The sequence below is a fragment of the Streptomyces sp. MGP-BFMKR1 genome, assembly GCF_057766585.1.
This window is the reverse complement of record NZ_CM173408.1, coordinates 726,246-752,063: the sequence shown is the minus strand read 5'-3', so window position 1 is coordinate 752,063 and position 25,818 is coordinate 726,246. Positions and strand designations below refer to the sequence as shown.

At 77.3% G+C, this 25,818-nt stretch carries 2 protein-coding genes (1 of these 2 cut by a window edge); both read left to right on the top strand.

Translation table 11 applies throughout. The features are described 5' to 3' along the window. Positions 1-40 precede the first annotated feature (40 nt). Entirely contained in the window at positions 41-17,839 is a 17,799-nt protein-coding gene (locus tag AC3CHW_RS02515; protein WP_488469402.1) for an amino acid adenylation domain-containing protein, read from the top strand. Further along, positions 17,836-25,818 carry the start of a non-ribosomal peptide synthetase gene (locus tag AC3CHW_RS02510; RefSeq protein ID WP_488469401.1) on the top strand. It continues 8,247 nt past the right edge of the window, so the window shows 7,983 of its 16,230 coding nt (coding positions 1-7,983); its start codon is at positions 17,836-17,838; the stop codon falls past the right edge of the window. The genes AC3CHW_RS02515 and AC3CHW_RS02510 overlap by 4 nt, the downstream gene beginning before the upstream one ends.

Below are 25,818 nucleotides of genomic sequence, written 5' to 3'. Positions count from 1 at the left end.
CCGTCATGGCCGTACGAGCTGTACCGCTGGGAGATTCCGCATGAGTCAACGCCGCGCCACCCGCCTGCCGCTCACCGCGGCCCAGCTCGGACTGTGGTCCGCCCAGCAACTCGACCCGGCCAGCCCCGCCTACCTCACCGCGGAGTACGTCGAGATCCGGGGCGCCCTGGACGAGCGGGCGTTCCTCGCGGCGCTGGAGCACACCATCGCCGAGGCGGACGGGCTCGCGGTGCGCTTCGTCACGGAAGACGAAGAGGCTTCAAACAAAAGGGGATTGACGGCTAGTCAGCGTGGTGACGGGTTGCCCGGGCCCGGGGGCGCGGCGGTCCGGCAGGAGCTGGGGGGAGCGCCGCCCCCGCCGCCGCTGCGCGTCGACCTGCGCGGTGAGGCGGACCCGGACGCGGTGGCCGCGGCGTGGATGGACGGCGACCGGGCGGTGCCGGTCCGTCTGGAGGGCGGCGACCTGGTGCGGCACGCGCTGCTGCGCGTCGGCGAGCGGCGCTGGCTGTGGTACCACCGCTGCCACCACATCCTCCTCGACGGCTACGGCTTCTTCCAGTTGGCCCAGCGCGTCGCCGCCGTCTACGAGGCGCTGGTGGCCGGCGCCACGCCACCCGCCAGCCCGTTCGGTTCGTTCCGCGACGCGGTCGCCGCCGACCAGGCGTACGAGGGCTCCGACGGGCAGCGGGCCGACGCCGCGTTCTGGCACGAACTGCTCGCCGACCGGCCCCGGCCGACCTCGCTCACCGAGCGCACCGCGCCTCCCGGGCACACCTTCCTGCGTCACCGCGGCCGGCTGGACGCGGACCAGGCCGCCGCGTTGGAACGCTTCGCCAAGGCGTGCCGCGCCTCGTGGCCGGAGGCGGTGTTCGCGGCCAGCGCGCTCTACCTCGCCCGCCTCACCGGCAGCCAGGACGTCGTGCTCGGGCTGCCGGTGATGAACCGCACCGGCACACCGCTGGCCCGGGTGCCCGCCACCGCCGTCAACGTCGTACCGCTGCGCGTCCCCGTCGCCGAGGGCGCCCCGCTGGCCGCCCAGGTACGCCGGGTGACCGAACTGCTGCGCGCCCAGCGCCGCCACCAGCGCTACCGGGGCGAGCGACTCCGGCGCGACCTCGGCCTGTTCGGCGCGGGCCGCAGGCTGGTCGGGCCGCAGATCAACGTCAAGCCCTTCCCGCCCGAGCTGCGCTTCGGCGCCGCCACCGGCACCACGCACTACCTGGCCGCCGGCGCCGTCGACGACCTGACGCTGACCGTCAGCGGCATGCCCACCGGCGGCCTCGCGCTGACCCTGGACGCCAACCCCGCCCTCTACTCCGCGACCGAACTCGCCACGCACGCCGACCGGTTCACCGCGCTGCTCGCCCGCCTCGCGCGGGCCGACGCCACGGCGCCCACGGGCAGGGTCGAAACGCTGGGCGCGGCCGAGCGCCACCAGGTGCTCACGGAGTTCAACGCGCCGGGCGCCGGTGGGCAGAAGGGCGTCGACCTGGACGCCGCCCTCGCCGCCTGGGCCCGGGAGCGGCCGGACGCGGTGGCCGTGCGCGGCGGCGACCAGGCGGTGACGTACGCCGAACTCGACCGCCGAGTCGATGAGTTGAGTGGGCGGCTGCGGGCGCACGGGGCCGGGCCCGGGCGGCTGGTGGCCGTGGCGTTGCCCAGGACGCCCGACCTGCTCGTCGCGCTGCTCGCGGTGGTGCGCGGCGGCGCCGGCTACGTCCCCGTCGACCCGGACTATCCCGCCGACCGGATCGGGCACATGCTGCGCGACGCGGCCCCGGTCGCCGTGGTCAGCGACCCGCACGCGGTGGGCGCGGCCTGCGCCGCGGCGGTGGCCGCCGGCCCGTGGACGGTGTTGGGCACCGAGCCGGCCCCCGACGCGCCGGCAGCCCCCCACGCGTCCGGCGACGACGCGACGCCGGCCGGCCCCGCGCGGGGCGAACACCCCGCGTACGTGATCTACACCTCCGGCTCCACCGGCCTGCCCAAGGGCGTGGTCGTGCCCCGGCGCGCGCTGGCCAACCTGCTGGCCGCTCTGCGCGCGGAGCTGCCCCTCACGGCCGATGACCGGCTGCTCGCGGTGACCACCGTCTCCTTCGACATCGCCGCCCTGGAGCTGTTCACGCCGCTGCTGGCCGGTGGCACCGTGCTGCTGGCCGGCGCCGAGCAGGTGCGCGACCCGTTCCTGCTGCGCGACCTGATCGACGCCACCCAGCCGACGGTCATGCAGGCCACGCCGTCGCTGTGGCGGGCCCTGACCGACGCCGCGCCCGAGGCCGTCGTCGGCCTGCGGGTGCTGACCGGCGGCGAGCCGCTGCCCCCGGACCTCGCCGGGCGGCTGGCCGGGCTCGGCTCGTCGGTGGTCAACCTCTACGGGCCAACCGAGACCACCATCTGGTCCAGCGCGGGCGAGGTGAGCCGCACCCCGTGCATCGCGTCCGAGACGACGACCGCGCCGCACGCCGGGGGCCCGATCTGGAACACCCGCCTGTACGTGCTCGACGCCGCGCTCACGCCGCTGCCCCCGGGCGCGACCGGCGAGCTGTACATCGCGGGCACCGGCGTCGCGCTCGGCTACCTCGGGCGGCCCGGGCTGAGCGCCGAGCGCTTCGTGGCCGACCCGTTCGGGCCCGCGGGCGCGCGCATGTACCGCACCGGCGACCTCGCCCGCTGGCGCGCCGACGGCACCCTGGACCTACGCGGCCGGGTGGACCAGCAGCTCAAGATCCGCGGCCACCGCGTCGAGCCGGGCGAGATCGAGACGGTGCTCCTCACCCACCCGCTGGTGCGCGAGGCCGCCGTGGTCGCCAGGCCGCTGGGCGAGGAGGGAGGGGAGGAGAGCGCGGCGCTCGCGCTGGTGGCGTACTGCGTCCTGACGGAGCAGACGGAGCAGACGGAGCAGGCGGGGCAGGCGGGGCAGGCGGGGCAGGCGGGTGTCGGGAGCCCAGCGCCGGCCGAGGTCGTCGCGGCGCTGCGGGCGCGTCTGGCCGGCGCGCTGCCCGGGTACGCCGTGCCCGAACTCCTGGTGCCGCTCGCGCGGCTGCCCCGTACCCCCAACGGGAAGCTCGACCGCAACGCCCTGCCCGCCCCCGGCCGGCGGGCGCGGCCCGCCGGCCGGGCGCCGGCGACCGACGCCGAGCGCCTGCTGTGCGGCCTGTTCGCACGGGTGCTCGGGCTGCCCGAGGTCGGCGCCGACGACGACTTCTTCGCCCTGGGCGGGCACTCGCTGACCGCCGCCCGGGTGGTGGCCGCGCTGCGCGCCGAGGCCGGCACGGAGCTGCCCGTACGCGCCCTGTTCGACCACCCCAGCGCGGCGGCCCTGGCCGGCGAGCTGGAGCGGGCCCGCACCGCCCGCGCGCCGCTCACCGTCCAGCCGCGCCCGGCCCGGCTGCCGCTGTCGGCCGGCCAACGCCGGCTGTGGTTCCTGCACCAGGCCGACGGCCCGACGGCCACCTACAACGTGCCGCTCGCGGTGCGCGTCAACGGCCCGCTCGACCCGGCCGCGCTACGCGCCGCCCTGCGCGACCTGACCCAGCGGCACGAGGTGCTGCGCACCGTCTACCCCGCCGTGACCGGCGCCGACGCCGAGCCCCACCAGCGGGTGCTGGCCGCCCCGCAGGCCCTCGTCCCGATGACCGTGACGAGCGTCGCCGAGGACGAGCTGGAGCGGGCCGTCGCGGACGCGGCGCGCCGACCCTTCGCCATCGAGCGGGAACTGCCGCTGCGCGCCCACGTCTTCTCGCTCACCCCCGAGCGGCACACCCTGCTGCTCGTGCTGCACCACATCGCCGGCGACGAGTGGTCGCTGCCGCCGCTGCTGCGCGACCTGGCCGCCGGCTACCGCGCCCGCCTGGCCGGGACCGCGCCCACCACCGCTCCGCTGCCCGTGAGCTACGCCGACTACGCCCTGTGGCAGCGCGCGGGCGCCGCCGAACGGGAGGCCGAGTCCCTCGCGTACTGGCGCGCGCGGTTGGCCGGCGCCCCGGAGCGGATCGCCCTGCCGTGGGCCCGGCCGACGCCCCAACACCCCACCGGCCGCGGCGACGTGGAGCGCTTCACCCTCGACCCGCGGGTCTACGCCCGGGTCAGGGAGCTGGCGCTGCGCACCCGCACCAGCACCTTCATGGTGGTGCACGCCGCGCTGGCCGCCACCCTCTCCCGGCTCGGCGCGGGCCAGGACATCCCCGTCGGGGTGCCGGTCGCGGGGCGTGGCGACGCCGCCCTGGACGACCTGGTGGGCTTCTTCATCAACACCCTGGTGCCGCGCGTCGACCTGAGCGGCGCGCCCACCTTCCTCGACCTGCTCGCCCGGGTCCGGGACGTGGACCTGGCGGCCATGGCCCACCAGGAGGTGCCCTTCGAGCGCGTGGTCGAGGAGCTGAACCCGACCCGCGGCCGGGAGCTGAGCCCGCTGTTCCAGGTGCTGCTCGCGGTGCGCGAGGAGTTCGCGGCGGACGAGCCGTTCCCCGGCCAGGACGGGCGTCCGCGCCTGGTGGAGACCGGCACGGCCAAGTTCGACCTGCAGATCACGGTCACCGAGGACCCGGCCGCCGGCCGCGCGAGCGGCCAGGTCGAGTACGCCAGCGACCTGTTCGAGGCGTCGGACGTGCGCCGTCTGGTGGCCGCGCTGCTGCGGCTGCTGGACGCGGTCACCGAGCGCCCCGAGTCCGTCGTCACCACCGTGGACGTCACGGGCCCGGCCGAGCGGCGCCGGCTGCTGGCCGCGCCCGGTGGCACCGAACGCGACGTGCCCCCTGCCGGCATCGCCGATCTGGTCGCCGCCCAGGCGGCGCGTACCCCGGACCGTATCGCCCTGCTGGCCGGCCGCGACCGGCTCGACTACCGCGAACTCGACGCCCGCGCGGCCCGGTTGGCCGGCCTGCTGGCCGCGCGCGGCGCGGGCCCCGGCGACCTGGTGGGCGTGCTGCTGCCGCGCGGCGCCGACCTGCTGGTCACCCTGCTCGCGGTGGCCCGCACCGGCGCCGCCTACCTGCCCCTCGACCCCGACTTCCCGGCCGAGCGCATCACGTACATGCTCGCCGACGCCGCCCCGGCCCTCCTGGTCACCGACCGCGCCACCGCCGACGGCCTGGTCCCGGCGGCGGGGCCGCACCCGCTGTTCGCGGCGCGCCCGATCGTGCTGGACGACGAGCCGACCGCCGCGCTGCTGGCCGCGGCCGAACCGCTGACCCGGCCCCGCGCCGCGCACCCGCTGCACAGCGCGTACGTCATCTACACCTCGGGCTCCACCGGCCGCCCCAAGGGCGTGGCCGTGCCCCGCGCGGCCGTCGCCAACTTCCTCACCTGCCTGCGGGACCAACTCGGCCTCACCGGCGACGAGCGGCTCCTCGCGGTGACCACCGTCGGCTTCGACATCTCCGTGCTCGAACTCTTCCTGCCGCTGACCCGTGGCGGCACCGTCGTCCTGGCCAGCCGCGCCGAGGTGCGCGACCCCGCGCTGCTCGCCACCCTGCTGCGCACCAGCGGCGCCACCCTCGTCCAGGCCACGCCCTCGCTGTGGCGCGCGCTCCTTGAGGCCGACCCCGAAGCGCCGCGCGGCCTGCACGTGCTCAGCGGCGGCGAGGCCCTGCCGCCCGGCCTGGCGGCGGAACTGGTCGCGCTCGGCGGGCGGGTGGTCAACCTGTACGGGCCCACCGAGACCACCATCTGGTCCACCGCCGCCGTCATCGGCCCGAGCGAGGCCGGCGCGCCGCCGGTCGGCCGCCCGCTGTGGAACACCCGCGCCTACGTCCTGGACCGCGCGCTGGCCCCGGTGCCCACGGGCCTGACCGGCGAGCTGTACCTGGCCGGCGCCGGCGTGGCCCGCGGCTACCCGGGCCGGGCCGCGCTCACCGCCGAGCGTTTCGTGGCCGACCCGCACGGCGGTCCCGGTCAGCGGATGTACCGCACCGGCGACCTGGCCAGGCAGCGCCCCGACGGCACCCTTGAGGTGGTCGGCCGCGCCGACCAGCAGGTCAAGATCCGCGGCCACCGGGTGGAGCCCGGCGAGGTGGAGGCGGCGCTGCGCGCCGACGCCCGGGTGCGCGACGCGGCCGTCATCGCCACCACGGCCGGTACCCCCGAGGGCGGCGGCGCGCGCCTGGTGGGCTACGTCGTGGGCCCGACCGACGCCGCCGCGCTCGACGGCCTGCGCGCGCGGTTGGCCGCCGCGCTGCCCGACCACCTGGTGCCCGCGCTGCTGGTGCCGCTGGAGGAGCTGCCGCGGACGCCGAACGGCAAGCTGGACCGCGCGGCGCTGCCCGCCCCACGGTTCGACGCGGTCGCCGGGCGCGCGCCCACGGGCCAGCGCGAGGAGGTGCTGGCCGGCCTGTTCGCGCGGGTGCTCGGGCTGCCCGAGGTCGGCGCCGACGACGACTTCTTCGCCCTCGGCGGCCACTCGCTGCTCGCCGCCCGGCTGGCCGTCGGGGCGCGCGCGCTCGGGCTCGACGTCTCCGTACGCGCCGTCTTCGAGGCCCCCACCGTGCGCGCGCTGGCCACGCTGGTCGCCGCCGACCGGCCGGCGGCGCCCGAGCTGACCGCCCGCCCGCGACCGGAGCGGCCACCGCTGTCCCCGGCCCAGCGCCGGCTGTGGTTCCTGCACCGGCTCGCCGTCCCGGGCGCCGCCTACCACCTGCCCTTCGTGCTCACCCTGACCGGCGACGCCGACCCCGACGCGCTGCGCGCCGCCGTCGGCGACCTGATGGGCCGGCACGAGGTGCTGCGCACGGTGTTCGCGGAGACCGAAGAGGGCCAGCCGTACCAGCGCGTCGCGACCGACTGGCAGCCGCCGTTCGAGATACGGACCGTGCCGGCCGACGCGGTGGAGGACACCCTCGACGCGCTGGCCCGCCGGCCGTTCGACCTGATGTCGGAGTTCCCGCTGCGGGTGAGCGCGCTGCGGAGCGAGGGCACGTGGACGGTGCTGCTGTTGCTGCACCACATCGCCGCCGACGAGTGGTCGGTCGAGCCGCTGCTCACCGACCTGTCCGCCGCCTACGCCGCCCGCCGCGCCGGCCGCGCCCCCGACCACGCGCCGCTGCCCGTGCAGTACGCGGACTACGCGGCCTGGCAGCTCGAACTCCTCGACGGACCGACCTGGGACGGGCAACTGGCCTACTGGCGGGCCGCGTTGGACGGCGCCCCGCGCGTGCTTGAGCTGCCGACCGACCGGCCGCGACCCGCGGTACCCAGCGGGCGCGGCGGCTTCGTCCCCTTCGAGGTGCCGGAGCCCACGGCCACGGCGCTGCGCGCGCTGGCCCGCGAGCGGGGCGTGACCCCGTTCATGGTGGCCCAGGCCGCCGTCGCCGCGCTGCTGCACGCGCTCGGCGCCGGCGACGACATCCCGCTGGGTGTGCCCACCGCGGGCCGCGACGCCCCCCACACCGAGCGGCTCGTCGGCTTCTTCGTCAACACCCTGGTGCTACGCGCCGACCTGAGCGGCAACCCCACCTTCGCCGACCTGCTCGCCCGGGTGCGACGCGGCACGCTCGACGCGTTCGACCACGCCCAGGTGCCCTTCGAGCGGGTGGTCGAGGAGCTGAACCCGGACCGCTCCCCGGCGGCCAACCCGCTGTTCCAGGTGATGCTGACGTACCAGAGCCGCGACGAGCCGCCGTTCGCCGCCGAGGGCGCCGAGGTGGACTTCGCGCTACGCGAGACGGACACGGCCAAGTTCGACCTCATCGTCGGCTTCACCGACCACGCCGGGACGGGCGCGCTGACCGGGGCGCTCAACTACGACGCCGACCTGTTCGACCGCTCCGCCGCCGCCGACATCGCCGCCCGCCTGGTCCGGCTGCTGGCCACGGCCGTCGCCCGGCCCCACACGCCGGTGACCCGGCTGGCCGTGACCACCGCCGCCGAGCGGCACACCCAGCTCACCGAGTGGAACCCCACCGGCGAGCACGACGGCGAACCCGACCTCGTCGAACGCTTCGCCGCCGTGGTGCGGGCCGACCCCGACGCGCCCGCCGTCAGCCACGCCGGGCACACCCTCAGCTACCGCGAACTCGACGCCGCCTCCCGCCGCCTGGCCGCCCGGCTCACCGACCGGGGCGTGGGCCCCGAGGACCGCGTCGCCCTGCTGCTGCCCCGCTCGCCGCTCACGGTCGTGGCCATCGTCGGCGTGCTGCGCGCGGGGGCCGCGTACGTGCCCATCGACCCGCGCTACCCGACGGACCGGATCGCGTACACGCTCGCCGACGCCGCCCCGGCGGCCGTCCTCACCACGGCCGAGCGCGCCGACGACCAGGCCCTGCGCGGCCACCCGGTCCTGACCCTGACCGAGGACGGCGACCCCCTCGCACCCGAGGCCGCCGCGCCCGAGACCGCGGCGCCCGAGGCCGCCGCGCCCGCGCGCGCCGGCGGCCCGGCGCCCGCGCACCCCGAGCACGCCGCGTACCTCATCTACACCTCGGGCTCCACCGGCCGCCCCAAGGGCGTGGTGGTCTCCCGGCGCAACATCACCCGCCTCTTCGACGCCACCCGCGAGCGCTTCGCGTTCGGGCCCGCCGACGTGTGGACCATGTTCCACTCGTACGCCTTCGACTTCTCCGTCTGGGAGCTGTGGGGCGCCCTGCTGCACGGCGGCCGGCTCGTCATCGTCCCGCACGACACGGCGCGCTCCGCCCCGGACGTGCTGCGCCTGCTCGCCGACGAGCGCGTGACCGTCCTCAGCCAGACGCCATCCGCCTTCTACCAGCTCACCGACGCGCTGGGCGACGCAGCGCCGCCGGCCTCCGTGCGCTGGGTCGTCTTCGGCGGCGAGGCCCTCGACCCGCGTCGCGTCACCCCCTGGACGGCCGGGCCGGGCAGGCCGGGCGGGCCACGGCTGCTGAACATGTACGGCATCACCGAGACCACCGTCCACGTCACCGAACACGAGCTGACCGGGCGACAGGAGGCCGCACCCGACGCCGAGGTGGCCAGCCCCATCGGCCGGGCCATCGACGACCTGCGCCTGTACGTCCTCGACGACGGGCTGCGGCCGGTGCCACCGGGCGTGCGCGGCGAGCTGTACGTGGCCGGCGGCGGCCTCGCGCGCGGCTATCTGCACCGCCCGGGTCTGACCGCGAGCCGCTTCGTGGCCAACCCCTTCGGGCCGCCCGGCAGTCGGCTCTACCGCAGCGGCGACCTGGTGCGCTGGTCGCGCGACGGGGTGCTGCGCTACCTGGGCCGCGCCGACGACCAGGTCTCGGTGCGCGGCTTCCGGGTGGAGAGCGGCGAGATCGAGGCGGTGCTGCTCGCGGTCGCCGGCGTGCGCGCGGCGGCCGTGGTGCTCCGCACCGACCTGCCCACCGGCGAGGGCCTCGTCGCCTACGTCGTCACCGACCCGACGGGCCCCGCCGACGCCACCACCCGCCACCCCCGGGAGACGGACGCCACCACGCTGCGCGCCGCGTGCGCCGCCGCGCTGCCCGAACACATGGTGCCCGCCGCCTTCGTCACCCTGGACCAACTGCCGCTCACCACCAACGGCAAGCTCGACCGGGCCGCGCTGCCGCTGCCCACCCGCGCGCCGGCAACGGCCGGACGGGCGCCGCGCACGGCGCGCGAGAGGGCGCTCAGCGCCGCGTTCGGCCAGGTGCTCGGCGTCCCACCGGTGGGCCTGGACGACAACTTCTTCGCCCTCGGCGGCCACTCGCTGCTGGTCACCCAGCTCGCCGGGCGCATCCACGCCGACCTCGGCGTACGCCTGCCCCTCCGGGCCCTGTTCGAGGCCCCCACGGTCGCCGCGCTCGCCGAACGCGTCGCCGCCGCCGACCGGGCCGAGCGCGCGCCCTGGCCCGCGCTGACCGCCGCGCCCACCCGGCCGGCCGCGCTGCCGCTGTCCCCGGCGCAGCAGCGGCTGTGGTTCCTGCACCGGCTCGCCGGCTCCGGCACCACGTACACGGTGCCGCTCGTGCTGCGCACCCGCGACCGGCTCGACCCGGCCGCGCTGCGCTCCGCGCTGGCCGAACTGAGCGCGCGGCACGAGGTGTTGCGCACCGCCTTCCCCGAGCGCGACGGCCGCGCGACGCAGCGCGTGCTCACCCCCGAGGAGGCGGCGCCCACCCTGCACACCGGCGCGGTCGCGGCCGACGCGGTCACGGCCGAGGTGCGTCGGCTCGCCGCGTACGAGTTCGACCTGGCCGCCGAACCCCCGTTGCGGGCCCACCTGTTGCGCACCCGGGACGGCGAGAGCGTCCTGGTGCTGATCCTGCACCACATCGCCTGCGACGAGTGGTCGGTGGGGCCGCTGGTCGCCGACCTGGCCGCGCTCTACGCGGCCGGCCTGCCCGGCGCGACCAGCGCGGCGCCGCCCGCGCCGGTCACGCAGTACGCCGACTACACGCTGTGGCAGGCCGCGGCCCTGGCCGACCGGGAGGAGGCGCTGACCGACTACTGGCGCGCGGCGCTGGCCGGCGCCCCTGAGGAGATCCCGCTGCCCCTCGACCGGCCCCGGCCCACCGAGGTGGACCAGCGCGGCGACTCGGCGGAGTTCACCATCGACGCGTCGGCCCACCGCGCGGCGGCCTCCCTCGCGGCCGAGTCGGGCGCGACGCTGTTCATGGTCGTCCAGGCGGCCTTCGCCGCGCTGCTGACCGCCCACGGCGGCGGCACCGACCTGCCGATCGGCACCGTCCTCAGCGGGCGCGCCGACCAGGCCCTGGCCGAACTGGTCGGCCTGGTCTCCAACACGGTCGTGCTGCGCACCGACACCTCGGGCGACCCCACCTTCCGGGAGCTGGTCGAGCGGGTGCGCGCGGTGGACCTGGACGCCTTCGACCACGGCGAGCTGCCCTTCGAACGCCTGGTGGACCGGCTGAGCCCGGAGCGCTCGCTGTCCCGGCACCCGCTGTTCCACGTCGCCCTGGTGCACCAGAACGCGCCACGTCGCACCGTCGCGCTCGGCCCCGCGCGGGCCACCGTCGAACTGGTCGAGACCCGGGGCGCCAAGTGGGACCTGACCCTGGCCATCGTCGAGGAACACGGCCGGCACGGGCTGCGCGCGGCGTTCAACTACCGCACCGCGCTGTTCGACCGGGCCACCGTGCGGGCCCTCGCCGACCGGCTGTGCGCCCTGCTCGACTGGGCCTGCCACCACCCGGACGCGCCGCTGAGCGCCGCGAGCCTGCTGACCGCCGCCGACCGGCGGCGGGCGCTCACCGACTGGAACGACACCGCCCACCCGCTGCCCCCCGCGACCCTGCCCGGCCTGGTCCGCGCGCAGGCCGCCCGCACCCCGGCCGCGACCGCGCTCGTCGCCGGCGAACGGAGCTGGACCTACGCCGAGTTCGACGCGGCGGCGGACGCCTTCGCGCGCCTGCTCGCCGCCCCGGACACCGGCGCCGGCCACGGCGCCCGGCTCGGCCGCGGTGACGTGGTGGCCGTCGCGCTGCCGCGCTCGGCCGCCCTGGTGCTGGCCGCGCACGCCGCGCAGCGCGTCGGCGCCGCCTACCTGCCCGTCGACCCGGAACTGCCCCGGGAGCGGGCCGCCGCGCTGGTGGCCGACGCGGGCGCCGGCGCCCTGGTGACCACGCCGGAACTGGCCGAACGGTGGTTCCCTGGGGCGAGGGGCGCGGGCCAGTGGGCCGTGGCCGACGGCGCGGGAGCGGACGGCGGCGCGCTGCCGATGCTGCGGCTGAGCACGCCACCCGAACCCGCCCCCGCCGACGCGCGAGCGCCCGAGCTGACCGCGCCGCGGTCCGGCGACGCCGCGTACGTCATCTACACCTCCGGCTCCACCGGCCGCCCCAAGGGCGTGCTCGTCACCCACGACGCCATCGCCAACCGGCTGCGCTGGATGCGGCACGCCTACCCGATCGGCGCCGACGACCGGGTGCTGCACAAGACGCCGGCCAGCTTCGACGTGTCGGTGTGGGAGCTGTTCTGGCCGCTGCTCGCCGGCGCCACGCTCGTCGTCGCGGGCCCCGACGACCACCGCGACCCGGCCACCGTCGCCGCCCTCATCCGGGAGCGGGCGATCGCCACCGCGCACTTCGTGCCCTCGATGCTCGCCGCGTTCACGGCCGTCGCCCACCCGGACGACTGCGCCAGCCTGCGCCGCGTGTTCGCCAGCGGCGAGGCGCTGCCGCCGGCCGCCGTCGCCACCTGGCGTCGCCTGGCCCCGCACGCCGAACTGCACAACCTGTACGGGCCCACCGAGGCCGCCGTGGACGTCACCGCCTGGCAGACGGAGGCGGCCGACGCGGACGCGGTCCTGGTGCCGATCGGGCGGCCGGTGTGGAACACCCGCACGCTGGTCCTGGACGCCGCGCTGCGCCCGGTGCCCCCGGGCGTGCCCGGCGAGCTGTACCTCGCCGGGAGCCAACTCGCGCTCGGCTACCTGGGCCGGGCCGCGCTCACCGCCGAGCGCTTCACCGCCGACCCGTACGGGCCCCCAGGCTCCCGCCTCTACCGCACCGGCGACCTGGCCCGCTGGCGGCGCGACGGCAGCCTGGACCACCTCGGCCGGGCCGACGACCAGATCAAGCTGCGCGGGCTGCGGGTGGAGCCCGGGGAGATCCAGGCGGCCATCGACGCGCACCCGGCCGTGGCGCACAGCGCCGTGGTCGCCCACACCGACCCGGCGACCGGCGCCGCGCACCTGATCGGCTACGTCGTCCCGGCCGCGCACCCGGCGCCGGGGGAGCACCCCCCGCTGGACGCCGCCGCGCTGGCCGACCTGCGCGACCACCTGGCCACGGTGCTGCCCGCGCACCTGGTGCCCACCGCCCTGATCGGGCTTGAGGCGCTGCCGGTCACCCGCAACGGCAAGCTCGACCGCGCCGCGCTGCCGGCCCCCCGCCTCGCCGAGGAGGCAGGCCGGGTACCGGCCGAGACCCCCGACGAGCACCTGTTGGCCGGCCTCTTCGCCGAACTGCTGCACCTGCCCGAGGCCGGCACCACCGACAGCTTCTTCGCGCTCGGCGGCGACAGCATCCTCTCCATCCACCTGGTCGGCGCCGCCCGCCGGGCCGGCCTGCGCTTCACCCCGCAGGACGTCTTCCGCCAGCGCACCGTGCGCGGCCTGCTGACCGTCGCGGAGCGCGTACCGGTGCCAGAGCCGGATGCCGCGCCGGCCGCCGCGTCCGGCGCCGACTGGCCGGTGACGCCGCTCCAGGAGGGGCTGCTGTTCCTGTCCCGGTACGACGAGAGCGCGCTCGACCTCTACCACGTCCAGGTCGCGCTGCGCCTGCGCGGCGCCGTGGAGACGGAGCGGTTGCGCGCCGCGCTGGACGGCGTCGTCGACCGGCACGCCCCGCTGCGGACGGCGTTCTCGCCCGTCGAGCCGGGCGCCGACCAGGACCCGGGGTCGGCCGGCGGCTGGGTGCAGCGGGCCGCCGAGGTCGCGCGCGCCGAGGTCAGCGAGCGGGACCTGCGCCGGTACACCCGGCGCGAACGCGAGCGGCGCGCCCGCCGCGCCGCCGAGGACGACCGGCTGCGCCGCTTCGACCTGAACGCCCCACCGCTGCTGCGCTGCACGCTGCTCCGCCTCGACGACACCACCAGCGAACTCGTCCTCACCGGCCACCACCTGGTCCTCGACGGCTGGTCGATGCCGCTGCTCGTACGGGAGTTGCTCCAGGGATACGCCCGCGCACGGGCGGCCGACGGCGACGCGCCGCCGGTGGGCGACCCGCCGGCCGCCCCGCACTACCCGCACTACCTGCGCTGGCTCGCCGCCCAGGACCGTACGGCGGCCGGCGCGGCCTGGCGCACCGCCCTGGCCGGCGTCACCGAACCCACCCTCCTCGCGCCCGCCGCCGCGCGCGCCGCGGCCGGGGTGCCCGAGGAGCTGACCCAGGTCCTGGACGCCGACCTGACCGCGGGGTTGGCCGCGTTCGCGCGGCGCGGCGAACTCACCCTGGGCACCGTCGTGCAGACCGTGTGGGCCCTGACCCTGGCGGCCTGCACCGGCCGCGGCGACGTCGTCTTCGGCACCGTCGTCTCCGGCCGCCCCGCCGAGGTCCCCGGCGTCACCGACATGATCGGCCTCTTCGTCAACACGGTCCCGGTCCGCGTCCGGTTGCGCCCCAGCGAACCGCTCGGCGCGCTGCTCGCCCGCGTCCAGGACGAGCTGACCACCCTGCTGCCGCACCAGCACCTGGGCCTGGCCGACATCCAGCGCGAAGCCGGCATCGGCACCCTCTTCGACACGCTGACGGCCGTCGAGAACTACCCCGTGGACGACCTGGCGGAGCTGACCGATGGCACCGGCCTGACCGTGGCCGACGTCCAGGGCTGGGACGCCACGCACTACCCGCTCACCTGCGTCGCCATCCCCGGCGACGCGTTGACGCTGCGCCTGAGGTACCAGGGCGACGCGCTGGACGCCACGGCCGTACGGCGGATCGCGGAACGCGTCGTAGCGGGCCTGCGGGCCGTCGTGACCTCGCCCGACACCCCGATCGGCGCGCTCGACCTGCTGCTGCCCGCCGAACGGGCCGCACTCGCCGAACACGGCCAGGGCCCCACGGCGCCACCCCCCACCACCTGGGCGCGCCTGGTCGGCGACCAGGTACGGGCTAACCCGCGGGCCATCGCCGTGACAGGGCCCACCGGCGAACTCACCTACCGGGAACTCGACGCGCGGGCCCGGCACCTGGCCGGGCGGCTCGCCGCGCACGGCGCGGGCCGCGGGCGGCTGGTCGCCCTGCTGCTGCCGCGCTCCGTCGACCTGACCGTCGCGCTGCTCGCGGTGCAGTACGCGGGCGCGGCGCAGGTGCCCATCGACCCCGACTACCCGGCCCAGCGCATCGCGTTCATGCTCGCCGACGCCGCCCCGGCCCTGGTGCTCACCACCCGCGCCCTGGCCGACCAGGTGCCCGCGACCGACGCCCGCCCGCTGCACATCGAGGACCTGACCACCGGCGAGGACCCGACCGCCGGCAAGAACCCGCCCAGCGGCCCGGGGGAGCCCGAGCCGAGCGGCGCGCCCTCGCCGCGCGACGCCGCGTACGTCATCTACACCTCCGGCTCCACCGGCCGGCCCAAGGGCGTGGTGATCGAGCAGCACGGCCTGGCGGCGCTCGCGCGGGCCCAAGCCGAGCGGTTGGCCGTCGACCCGGACAGCCGCGTCCTCGCGCTCGCCTCGCCCTCCTTCGACGCCTCCGTGATGGAGACGCTGATGGCCCTGGCCACCGGCGCGACGCTGGTCGTCCCGCCGCCCGGACCGCTGGCCGGCGAACCGCTCGGCGAGGCCATCGCCGAGCACCGCGTGAGCCACGCCCTCATCCCGCCCACCGCGCTCACCGGCCTCGAACCCGCCGGCCTGGACTGCCTGCGCACCCTGGTCGTCGGCGGCGAGGCGTGCCCGGCCGACCTGGTGGCCCGCTGGTCGCCAGGGCGGCGCATGGTCAACGCGTACGGGCCGACCGAGGCCACCGCCTGCGTGACCATGAGCCGGCCGCTCGCCGGCGCCGCCTCACCCCCGATCGGCAGCCCGCTGCCCGGCACCACCGCGCACGTCCTCGACCCGCTGCTGCGCCCGGTGCCGCCCGGCGTGGTGGGGGAGCTGTACGTGGGCGGCGACGGCGTGGGCCGCGGCTACCTGCGGCGCCCGGGGCTGACCGCGCGACGCTTCGTGGCCGACCCGTTCGGAGCGCCCGGCACCCGCCTGTACCGCACCGGGGACCTGGTCTCCTGGGGGCCCGACGGCCAGTTGCGCTACCACGGCCGGGGCGACGACCAGGTCAAGGTCCGGGGCTTTCGGGTCGAACTCGGCGAGATCACCACCGCCCTGACCCGCTCGCCCCAGGTGCGCGCGGCTGCCGTCGTGCTCCGCGCCGACGGCGGCGGCCCCAAGCGACTGGTGGGCTACCTGGTCCCGGCCGCGCGGCCCGAGGCCCCGAGCGGGCAGCGGTCAGGCGCGGTGGACACCGAAGCGCTGCGGGCCGAACTCGCCACCACGCTGCCCGAGCACATGGTGCCCGCCGCCCTCGTCGTGGTGGACCGGTTGCCCGTCACCGCCAACGGCAAGCTCGACCAGTCCGCCCTGCCCGCGCCTGACTTCGCCGCGGCCATCGGGCACGCCAGGCCGGCCGGGCCGACCGAGGAGTTGCTCGCCGAACTGTTCGCGGCGGTGCTCGCGCTGCCGACGGTCGGCGCCGACGACAGCTTCTTCACGCTCGGCGGCGACAGCATCCTGTCCATGCACCTGGTGGCCCGGGCCCGCGCGGCGGGCCTGCGGATCAGCCCGCGCGAGGTGTTCGAGGAGACGACCGTGCGCCGGCTGGCCGCGCTCGTCGCCGACCGGGCCGAGCCCGCGCCGGCCCCCGAACCCACCGCCCCGCCCGCCGCGCCGGCCGGGCCCGCCCCGCTGACCCCGATCATGCGCTGGCTGGCCGAGCGCGCCGGGCCCACCGGCCGCTTCAGCCAGTCGATGCTGCTCACCCTGCCACCCGGCATCGAACGCGCCGAGCTGGAGACGGTGTTGGCCGCGCTGGTCGACCGGCACGCGATGCTACGGGCCCGCGTGGACCTGACCGCCGAGCAAGGCACCTTCGACGTACCGGAGGCGGCCGACGCGGCCCCCGAACCGCCGCTGCGGCACGTCGCCGACACGCGACCGCTGACCGAGGCCGCGACCCAGGCCGCGGTCGAGGCGGCGGCCGACGGGCTCGACCCGGCGCGCGGGCGGATGGTGCGGGCCGTGTGGTTCGACCACGGGCCCGCGCGCCCCGGCCGGCTGCTGCTGGTCATCCATCACCTGGCCGTGGACGGCGTGTCCTGGCGCGTCCTGGTCGACGACCTGCGCGCGGCGTGGCAGGCCGTGGCCGCCGGGCGGCGCCCCGCGCTGCCACCGGTACCTACCTCCTTCCCGGCCTGGGCCGCCGACCTGCCGCGCGTCGCCGCCCAGCGCCGGGCCGAACTCCCGCTGTGGCGCCAGGTGTTGGCGGCCCCGGCCGGGTTGCCGGGCGGGCGGGCCGACGGACCCGTCACCGACACCGTGGGCGCGGCCCGACACCGCGTCGTGGTGCTGCCACCGGAGGCCACCGGCCCGCTGCTGACCACCGCGACCGAGCGGTACCGCGCCGGGGTCGGCGACCTGTTGCTGACCGCGCTGGCCAGCGCCGTCGGCGCGTGGGGCGGCGCCGCGCGGGCCCGGTTCCTGGTGCACGTCGAGGGCCACGGCCGCGAGGAACACATCCGCCCGGGCGCCGACCTCTCGCGCACCGTCGGCTGGTTCACCAGCCTCTACCCGGTCCTCCTGGACGCCCCCGTCACCGGCCCCGTCAGTGAAGCGGTGCGCCGCGTACGCGAGGCGACGGCCGCCATCCCCGACAGCGGCATCGGCTACGGGCTGCTGCGCCACCTCGACCCCGAGGGACGGGCAGCGCTGCGCGAGGCCCCCACGCCACGGATCGCCTTCAACTACCTGGGCCGCTTCGCCGCCGCGTCCGACGACCGGCCCTGGTCGGCGGCGCCCGAGGCCGGCGTGCTCGGCGGCGCCATCGACGGCGCGCTGGCGATGGCCCACCCGCTGGAGCTGAACGCCGTCACCCGGGAGACCCCGGACGGACCCGCCCTGCACACCCGGCTCACCTGGGCGCCCAGCTCGCTGACCGAGGCCGAGGTGACCGAGCTGGGCGCGCTGTGGCTCGCCGCCCTGGCCCGCCTGGCCCACGGCGACCCGGTCGACCAGAGGGGCCCGAACGGCCCAGCCAGCCCAGCCGACGCGGCCGGCCAGCACCCGCACGACAGCGCCGAGCCACCGCGGCCCGCGAGCGCGCGGCCGACGCCGGCCGAGCCGCGGCCGGCGCCCGCACCCGAGCGCGGGCCCGCCGGGCCGCCGCTCTCCCCGCTCAGCCCAGAACAGAGCGCCCTGCTCCAAGCACGATGGAGGAACCGGTGAGTGAGCACGACGGCCTGGACGACATCCTTCCGCTGTCCCCGTTGCAGGAGGGCCTGCTGTTCCACTCCGCGTTCGACGCGCGGGCCCTGGACGTCTACACCATGCAGCTCGCCTTCGACCTGCGCGGCCCCGTCGACGGCCGGGCCCTGCGCGCGGCCGGCCGGAGCCTGCTGCGCCGGCACGCCAACCTGCGCGCCGCCTTCCTCCAGGACGGCCTGGACCGCGCCGTCCAGGTCATCCCGCACCACTGCGAACTGCCCTGGTACGAGCACGACCTGTCGGCGTACCCGGCGGCCGAGCGGGAGCGCGAACTCGCCCGGCTGACCGAGGCCGACCGGGCCCGCCGCTTCGACCTGACCGAACCGCCGCTGCTGCGACTCACGCTGATCAAGCTCGGCGACCAGGCGTGGCACCTGCTGCTGTGCGCCCACCACATCCTCATCGACGGCTGGTCGGTGCCGCTGCTCGGCAAGGAGCTGTTCGCCTGCTACGCGGCCGGCGGCTCGGACGGCGCGCTCCCGCCGGTCCGCCCCTACCGGGACTTCCTGGCCCACCTCGCGGGACAGGACGACGCGGCGGCCGAGGCCGCCTGGCGCGCCGCGCTCGCCGGCCTCGACGAGCCGACGCTGCTGGTCCCCGGGCCCTTCGCCGGCGTACCCGAACTGCCCCACCAACTCGACCTGACCCTCCCCGAGGGCACCGGCGCCGGGCTCGCCGCGCTGGCCAGCGCGCAGGGCCTGACCACCAGCACGCTCTACCAGGCCGCCTGGGGCGCCACGTTGGCCCGACACACCGGCCGCCCCGACGTCGCCTTCGGCACCACCGTCTCCGGCCGCCCCGCCGAACTCGACGGCGCCGACGCCATGATCGGCCTGTTCATCAACACCCTGCCGGTGGTCGTACACGCGCCCAACGCCCGCGCGCTGACCGACGTCGCCCACACCCTCCAGCGCGACCAGGCCCGCCTCCTGGACCACCAGCACATCGGCCTGGCCCGCATCCAGCAGGCGGCCGGCATCGGCGAACTCTTCGACACGCTCCTGGTGGTGGAGAACTTCGCGGTCGACTCCGACGGGCTGGCCGCCGCCCAGGCCGCGGGCGGCGTACGGGTCGCCTCCGTACGCGGCGAGGACGCCACCCACTACCCGGTCACCGTCGTCGTCCACCCGGGGCCTAACCCGCGCGTCGCGCTGCGCTACCGCCCCGACCAGCTCACCGCCGAGCGGGCGCGGGCGCTGGGCGCGGCGTACGCGCGCGTGCTCGGCGCGTACGCGCGGGCCGCGGACCGCCCGGTGGGCTCCGTCGAACTCCTCGCCCCGCACGAGCGCCGCCGCGCCCTGTCCGACGGCGCCCCGCTGACCATCGAAGCCCCGGCGGACGACGACACCCTCACCGCCCGCTTCGCCCGCGCCGCCCGCCGCGACCCCGACGCCACCGCCGTCACGCACGGCACCATCCACCTCAGCTACCGCGAACTGGACGCCCGCTCCGACCAGTTGGCGGCGCTGCTGCGCGAGCACGGCGCGGCCCCCGGTGAACTGGTCGCGCTCGCCCTCCCGCCGTCCACGGACCAGGTCGCCGCCGTGCTGGCCGTACTCAAGACGGGCGCCGGCTACCTGCCCCTGGTCGCCGACGGTCCCGCCGACCGCGCCGCCACCGTGCTCCGCGACGCGGCCCCCGTCGCACTGCTGACCCGTGGCGAGACGTTCCCGCAGGAGCCCGGCGGCGTGCCGCGCGTCGCCCTGGACGCCCCGCACACCGCCGCGCGCCTCGCCGAACTGGCCGGCGCGCCGGCCCCCGCGCCCCGGCTGACCGCCGCCCACACCGCGTACGTCATCTACACCTCGGGTTCCACCGGCGCCCCCAAGGGCGTCGTCGTCCCGCACGGCAACGTGCTGCGCCTCTTCGACGCCACCCGCGAACTCCTCGCGTTCGACCACGCCGACGTGTGGACCCTCTTCCACTCCTACGCCTTCGACTTCTCCGTCTGGGAACTCTTCGGCGCCCTGCTGCACGGCGGGCGGCTGGTCGTCGTGGACCCGGCCACCACGCGCGCGCCGGAGGAGTTCCGCGCCCTGCTCGCCGCCGAGCGGGTCACCGTCCTCAGCCAGACCCCGTCGGCGTTCCACCAACTCGCCGAGGTCGAGTGCGCCGCCCCGGCCGACGCCGCCCCGCTCACCCTGCGCACCGTCGTCTTCGGCGGCGAGGCCCTGGACCCACCCCGCCTCGCGCCGTGGCAGGCCCGCTACGGCGCGGACGGCCCCGAACTCGTCAACATGTACGGGATCACCGAGACCACGGTGCATGTCACGCAGCACATACTTGAGGCCGAGGCCAGCGGGGTCGGGGAGACTTCCGAGCCTGCCGAGGCCGGGGAGGCTGTCGAGGCCGGCGAGAGCGCCGAACACGCTGGGGGAGCCGCCTCGCGACCGCTCAGCCCCGTCGGCCGGCCCATCGACGACCTCGGCGTCTACGTGTTGGACTCCGCGCTGCGGCCCGTTGCCCCCGGCCACCCGGGAGAGCTGTACGTCACCGGGCCCGGGCTCGCCCGCGGCTACCTGGGGCGGCACGCGCTGACCGCGACCCGCTTCGTGGCCGACCCGTTCGGCCCGCCGGGCGCCCGCATGTACCGCAGCGGCGACCTGGCCCGCTGGAGCGACGACGGCGAACTCGACTACCTGGGCCGGGCCGACGAACAGGTGCAGATCCGCGGGTTCCGCGTCGAGCCCGGCGAGGCCCGCGCCGCGCTCGCCGCCGACCCCGAGGTCGCCGACGCCGTCGTGCTGGCCCGCCCCGCGCCCGACGGCGGCACCCGCCTGATCGGCTACGTGCGCCCCGCCACCGACCACCTGGACGTGGACCGGCTGCGCGCCCGCGTCGCCGACCGGCTACCCGGCTACCTGGTGCCGGCGGCCGTCGTGCGCGTCGAGCGGTGGCCGCTGACCGGCAACGGCAAGCTCAACCGGCGGGCGCTGCCCGAGCCCGAGCGGGCCGGGCCGCGCGCCGGGCGCCCTCCGCGCACCCCGCAGGAGGAGATCGTCGCCGGCCTCTTCCGCGACCTGCTCGACGTCCCGCACGTCGGCGTGGACGAGGACTTCTTCGCCCTGGGCGGGCACTCGCTGCTCGCCACCCGACTCGCCTCCCGGGTACGGGCCGCCCTGGACGCCGACGTGTCGGTGCGCGACGTGTTCGAGGCGCCCACCGTCGAAGGGCTCGCCCGCCGCGCCGAGCCCGGCAGCTCCCGCCGCGCGCCGCTGGTGCCGCGCCCGCGCCCGGAGCGGGTGCCGCTCTCGCCGGCCCAGCGCCGGCTGTGGTTCCTGCACCAACTGCACGGTCCGAACGCCACGTACAACATCCCCTTCGTCGCCCGGCTGACCGGACCGCTGGACGTGCCGGCGCTGCGCGCCGCGGTGCGCGACGTCCTTGAGCGGCACGAGAGCCTGCGTACCGTCTTCCCCGCCGCGGACGAGCGGCCCCACCAGGCTCTCGTGCCGCTCGCCGAGATCGGCGAGGTGCTGCCGGTGCGCGCGGTCGCGCCGAGGCTCCTGGAGCGCGAGTTGGCCCAGCTCACCGGCGCCGCCTTCGACGTGGAGCGGGAGATACCGCTGCGCGCCACGCTGCTCGCCCTCGACGCCGAGCAGCACGTCATCGCCCTCGTCGTGCACCACATCGCCGCCGACCAGTGGTCGGCCCGCCCGCTCCTCACCGACCTGGCCACCGCCTACGCCGCCCGCCGCGAGGGCGCCGCGCCCGCCTGGGCCCCGCTCCCGGTCAGCTACGCCGACTTCACCCTCTGGCAGCGCGAGGTGCTCGGCTGGGACGAGGACGGTGCGCTGCCCGGCGGCCCCCTCGAAGCGCAGGTCGCGTACTGGCGTACCCAACTCGCCGATTTGCCCGACGCGTTGACCCTGCCCACCGACCGGCCCCGGCCGGCCCAGCCCAGCTACCGGGGCGGCTTCGTGCGCTTCGGCGTCCCCGCCGCCACCCACCGGGCCCTGCGCGAGGTGGCCGGCGCCGCCTCCGGGTCGCTGTTCATGGCCGCCCACGCCGGGCTCGCCGCCCTGCTGACCAAGGTCGGCGCCGGCACCGACGTGGTCATCGGCACCCCCGTCGCCGGCCGCGCCGACGCCGCCCTGGACGACCTGGTCGGCTTCTTCGTCAACAACCTGGTGCTGCGCACCGACACCTCGGGCGATCCCACCTTCCGCACGCTCGTCGACCGCGTCCGGGCCGTGGACCTGGCCGCCTACGCCCACGCCGACGTGCCCTTCGAGCACCTGGTGGACGTGGTGAGCCCGCACCGCTCACTGGCCCGGCACCCGCTGTTCCAGACCATGCTCGCCTACGAGAACCGGTCCGCCGCCGAGATCGGGCTGCCCGGCGTGCGGACCACGGCCGTGCCCGCGCTCGGCGAGGCCGCCAAGTTCGACCTGACGTTCACGCTCGCCGAACGGGCCGGCGCCGACGGCATCGACGGCATCCTCGAGTACGCCACCGACCTCTTCGACCGGCCCACGGCGGAGGCGCTCGCCGACCGCCTGGTGCGCCTGCTGACCGCCGCGGCCCACGAGCCCGACGTCCCGCTGCACCGACTCGACGTGCTCTCGGCCGCCGAGCGCGCGGCACTGACCGGCACCGCGCTGACCGGCGCCGCGCCGGCCGCCCCCGTGCGCCGGCCGGCCGCCACCGGGCCCGCCGCGCACGGCCGTGCTCTGCCCGCCGGCGGTCCGTCGACCTTCCCCGCGTTGTTCGCCGCGCGCGTCGCGGCGGACGGCACCGCGCCCGCCGTCGCCGGCCCCTCCGCGCTCACCGGCGACCACCTCGCCCTCACCTACCGCGCGTTGGACGACGCGGCGAGCCGGCTCGCCCACACCCTCATCGCGCACGGCGTACGGCCCGACGACCGGGTGGCGGTCGCCCTGCCGCGCACCGTCGAGGCCGTCACCGCGCTGCTCGCCGTGCACAAGGCGGGCGCCGTCTACCTGCCCGTCGACCCCGACTACCCCGCCGAGCGGGTGCGGTTCACGCTCACCGACGCCGCGCCGACCCTGGCCCTCGTCGCGCCCGGCCACCACCTGCCGACCCCCGCCGGGCTGCCCACGCTGACCCTGCCCGCCACGCCCACCGACCCCGAGCCGGCCACCGACCCCGCAACGTGGCGGGCGCTGCGCCCCGACTCGGCCGCGTACGTCATCTACACCTCCGGCTCCACCGGCCGCCCCAAGGGCGTCGTCGTCACGCACGCGGGGCTGCCCGCCCTCGCCGACACCGTCATCGACGGCTTCGGGGCCGGGCCCGGCTCCCGGGTCCTCCAGTTCGCCTCGCTGAGCTTCGACACCTCCCTGTGGGAGATCGTCATGGCGCTGCTGTCCGGCGGCTGCCTGGAGATCGTCCCAGCCGAGCGGCGACTCGGCGAGCCCCTGGCGCGGTTCGTCGCCGAGCGCCGGATCACCCACCTGACCGTGCCGCCCGCGGTGCTCGCCGCCCTCCCCGAGCGGGCCGTCGCGCCCGGCACCACCGTGATCGTCGCCGGCGAGGCGTGCGCGCCCGAACTCGTACGCGCCTGGGCGCCGCACACCCCGATGTTCAACTCGTACGGGCCGACCGAGACCACCGTGGACGCGACGCTGTGGCGCTGCGACCCGGGCGCCCTGCGCGGCGGCCCCGTACCGGTGGGCCGGCCCGTCACCGAGACGGCCACCTACGTGCTCGACGCCGCGCTGCGACCCGTGCCCCCCGGCACCCCGGGCGAGCTGTACGTCGCCGGTACCGGCCTCGCCCGCGGCTACCACGCGCGCCCCGGCCTGACCGCGCAGCGCTTCGTCGCCGACCCGTACGGCCCGCCAGGCGCCCGCATGTACCGCACCGGCGACCTGGCCCGCTGGACCACGGCCGGCGTCCTGGAGTACCTGGGCCGCGCGGACGACCAGGTCAAGCTGCGTGGGTTCCGCATCGAACTGGGCGAGATCGAGGCCGCGCTCGGCGCGCTGCCCGGCGTACGGCAGGCCGCCGTGCTGCTCCGCGAGGACCAGCCCGGCCAACCGCTGCTGGTCGGCTACCTGGTGGCCGACCGAGGCAGCGGCGACCCGCTGGACAGCGCCGCGCTCCAGACGGCCCTGGCCCGGACGCTGCCCGACTACCTGGTCCCTGCCGTCCTGGTGGAGCTGGACGCCTTCCCGCTCAGCCCGAACGGCAAGGTGGACCGCGCGGCACTGCCCGCGCCCGTCGCGACCGCCACCGACGAGCGGCCACTCGAAGGCACCGCCGCCACGCTGGCCGCGCTCTTCGGCGAGGTGCTCGGCCGCGCGCCGGCAGGCGGTGACGACAGCTTCTTCGCCATCGGCGGCGACAGCATCTCCTCCATCCAACTCGTCAGCCGCGCCCGGGCGGCGGGCCTCGCCCTGAGCGCCCGACAGATCTTCGAGTACCGCACCCCGCGGGCGCTGGCCGCCGTGGTCGGCCCCCTCGGCGATGCCGAGCCCGCCGCGGCGGGCGCCCGCGAAGGCGGCACCGTGCCGCTGACCCCGCTCATGCACTGGCTCGCCGGCCGGCCCGCCGCCTGGCGCACCTTCCACCAGTCCATGCTGGTCCGCGTCCCCGGCACGCTCACCGAGCCGGCCCTCGCCGCCGCCCTGGGCGAACTGGTCGCCACCCACGGCATGCTGCGCGCCACCGTGGTCCGCGACGCCACCGGCGCACCCGCCCTCACAGCCGACCGGCCCACGGGGGCCGCGACCCGTGACGCGTACCAACTCACCGTCGTGGACGCGGCCGACGCCGGTCCCGAGCGGCTGCGCGCCCAGGTCGCCGAGCACTCGGCCGCCGCCGTCGAACGGCTGGACCCGGAACGAGGCCGACTGGTCGAGGCGGTGTGGTTCGACGCCGGCCACGGCGAGAGCGGCCGACTGCTGCTGACCATCCACCACCTGGTCGTGGACGGCGTCTCCTGGCGCGTCCTGCTCGCCGCCCTCGCGGCCCTCCTCGGCGACCACCCGGGCGACGACACCGGGCCGGGCGCCACGGCCACCGGCGGCGCCCGCACGCTGGCGGCTCCCGGCACCTCCTTCGGCCACTGGGCCAGGGAACTGCGCGCCGGCGCGGACCGGCACGAGGACGAGCGCGCGCACTGGGAGGCGACCCTGACCGGCGCCGAACCCCCGCTGGGGACGCGGCCCCTGGACCCCGCGACCGACACCGCCGCCGGTTGCCGCACGCTGCGCACCGTCCTCCCGCCCGAACTGGCCGGCCCGCTGCTCGGCGCGGTGCCCGCCGCCTTCCACGCCACCCCCGAGGACGTGCTGCTCGCCGCCCTCGCCCTGGCCGTCACCGCGGAACGGGACGACGGCGAAGGCGACCACCAGGCCGCCGACTCCCTCCTCATCGACCTGGAGTCGCACGGCCGCCACGAGGAACTGGTCGAGGGCGCCGAACTCTCCCGCACGGTCGGCTGGTTCACCACCCAGTACCCGGTCCGCGTCGCCCCCGGCGCGGTCGGCGCCGCCGCCGCGGTCAAGCGCGTGAAGGAACAACTGCGCGCGGTGCCGCGCCAGGGCACCGGCTACGGGCTGCTGTACGCGCAGGCTCCCAGCGGCGCCCAGGTCGCCTTCAACTACCTGGGCCGCTTCGACGGCGCCGCGCCCGGCGGCGACCCGGTCGGCGGAAGCTGGACGCCGGCCCCCGAGTCCGACGCCGTCACCGCCCCCACCGACCCCCGCCTCCCCGCCGACCACGCGCTGGACGTGCACGCATCGGCCATCGGCGGACCACACGGCCCGAGCCTGACCGTCCGCTGGACCTACCCGCCAGGCCCGCTGGACGCCGAGCGGGTACGCCGTATCGCCGACCGCTTCACCGCGACCCTGCGCGAGCTGGCCGAGCACGCGGGCCACGGCACCTGCGGCGGGCACACCCCCTCCGACTTCCCGCTGGTCCGCCTCGACCAGGCGCGGATCGACGAGTTGGAGCGGGCCCACCCGGAC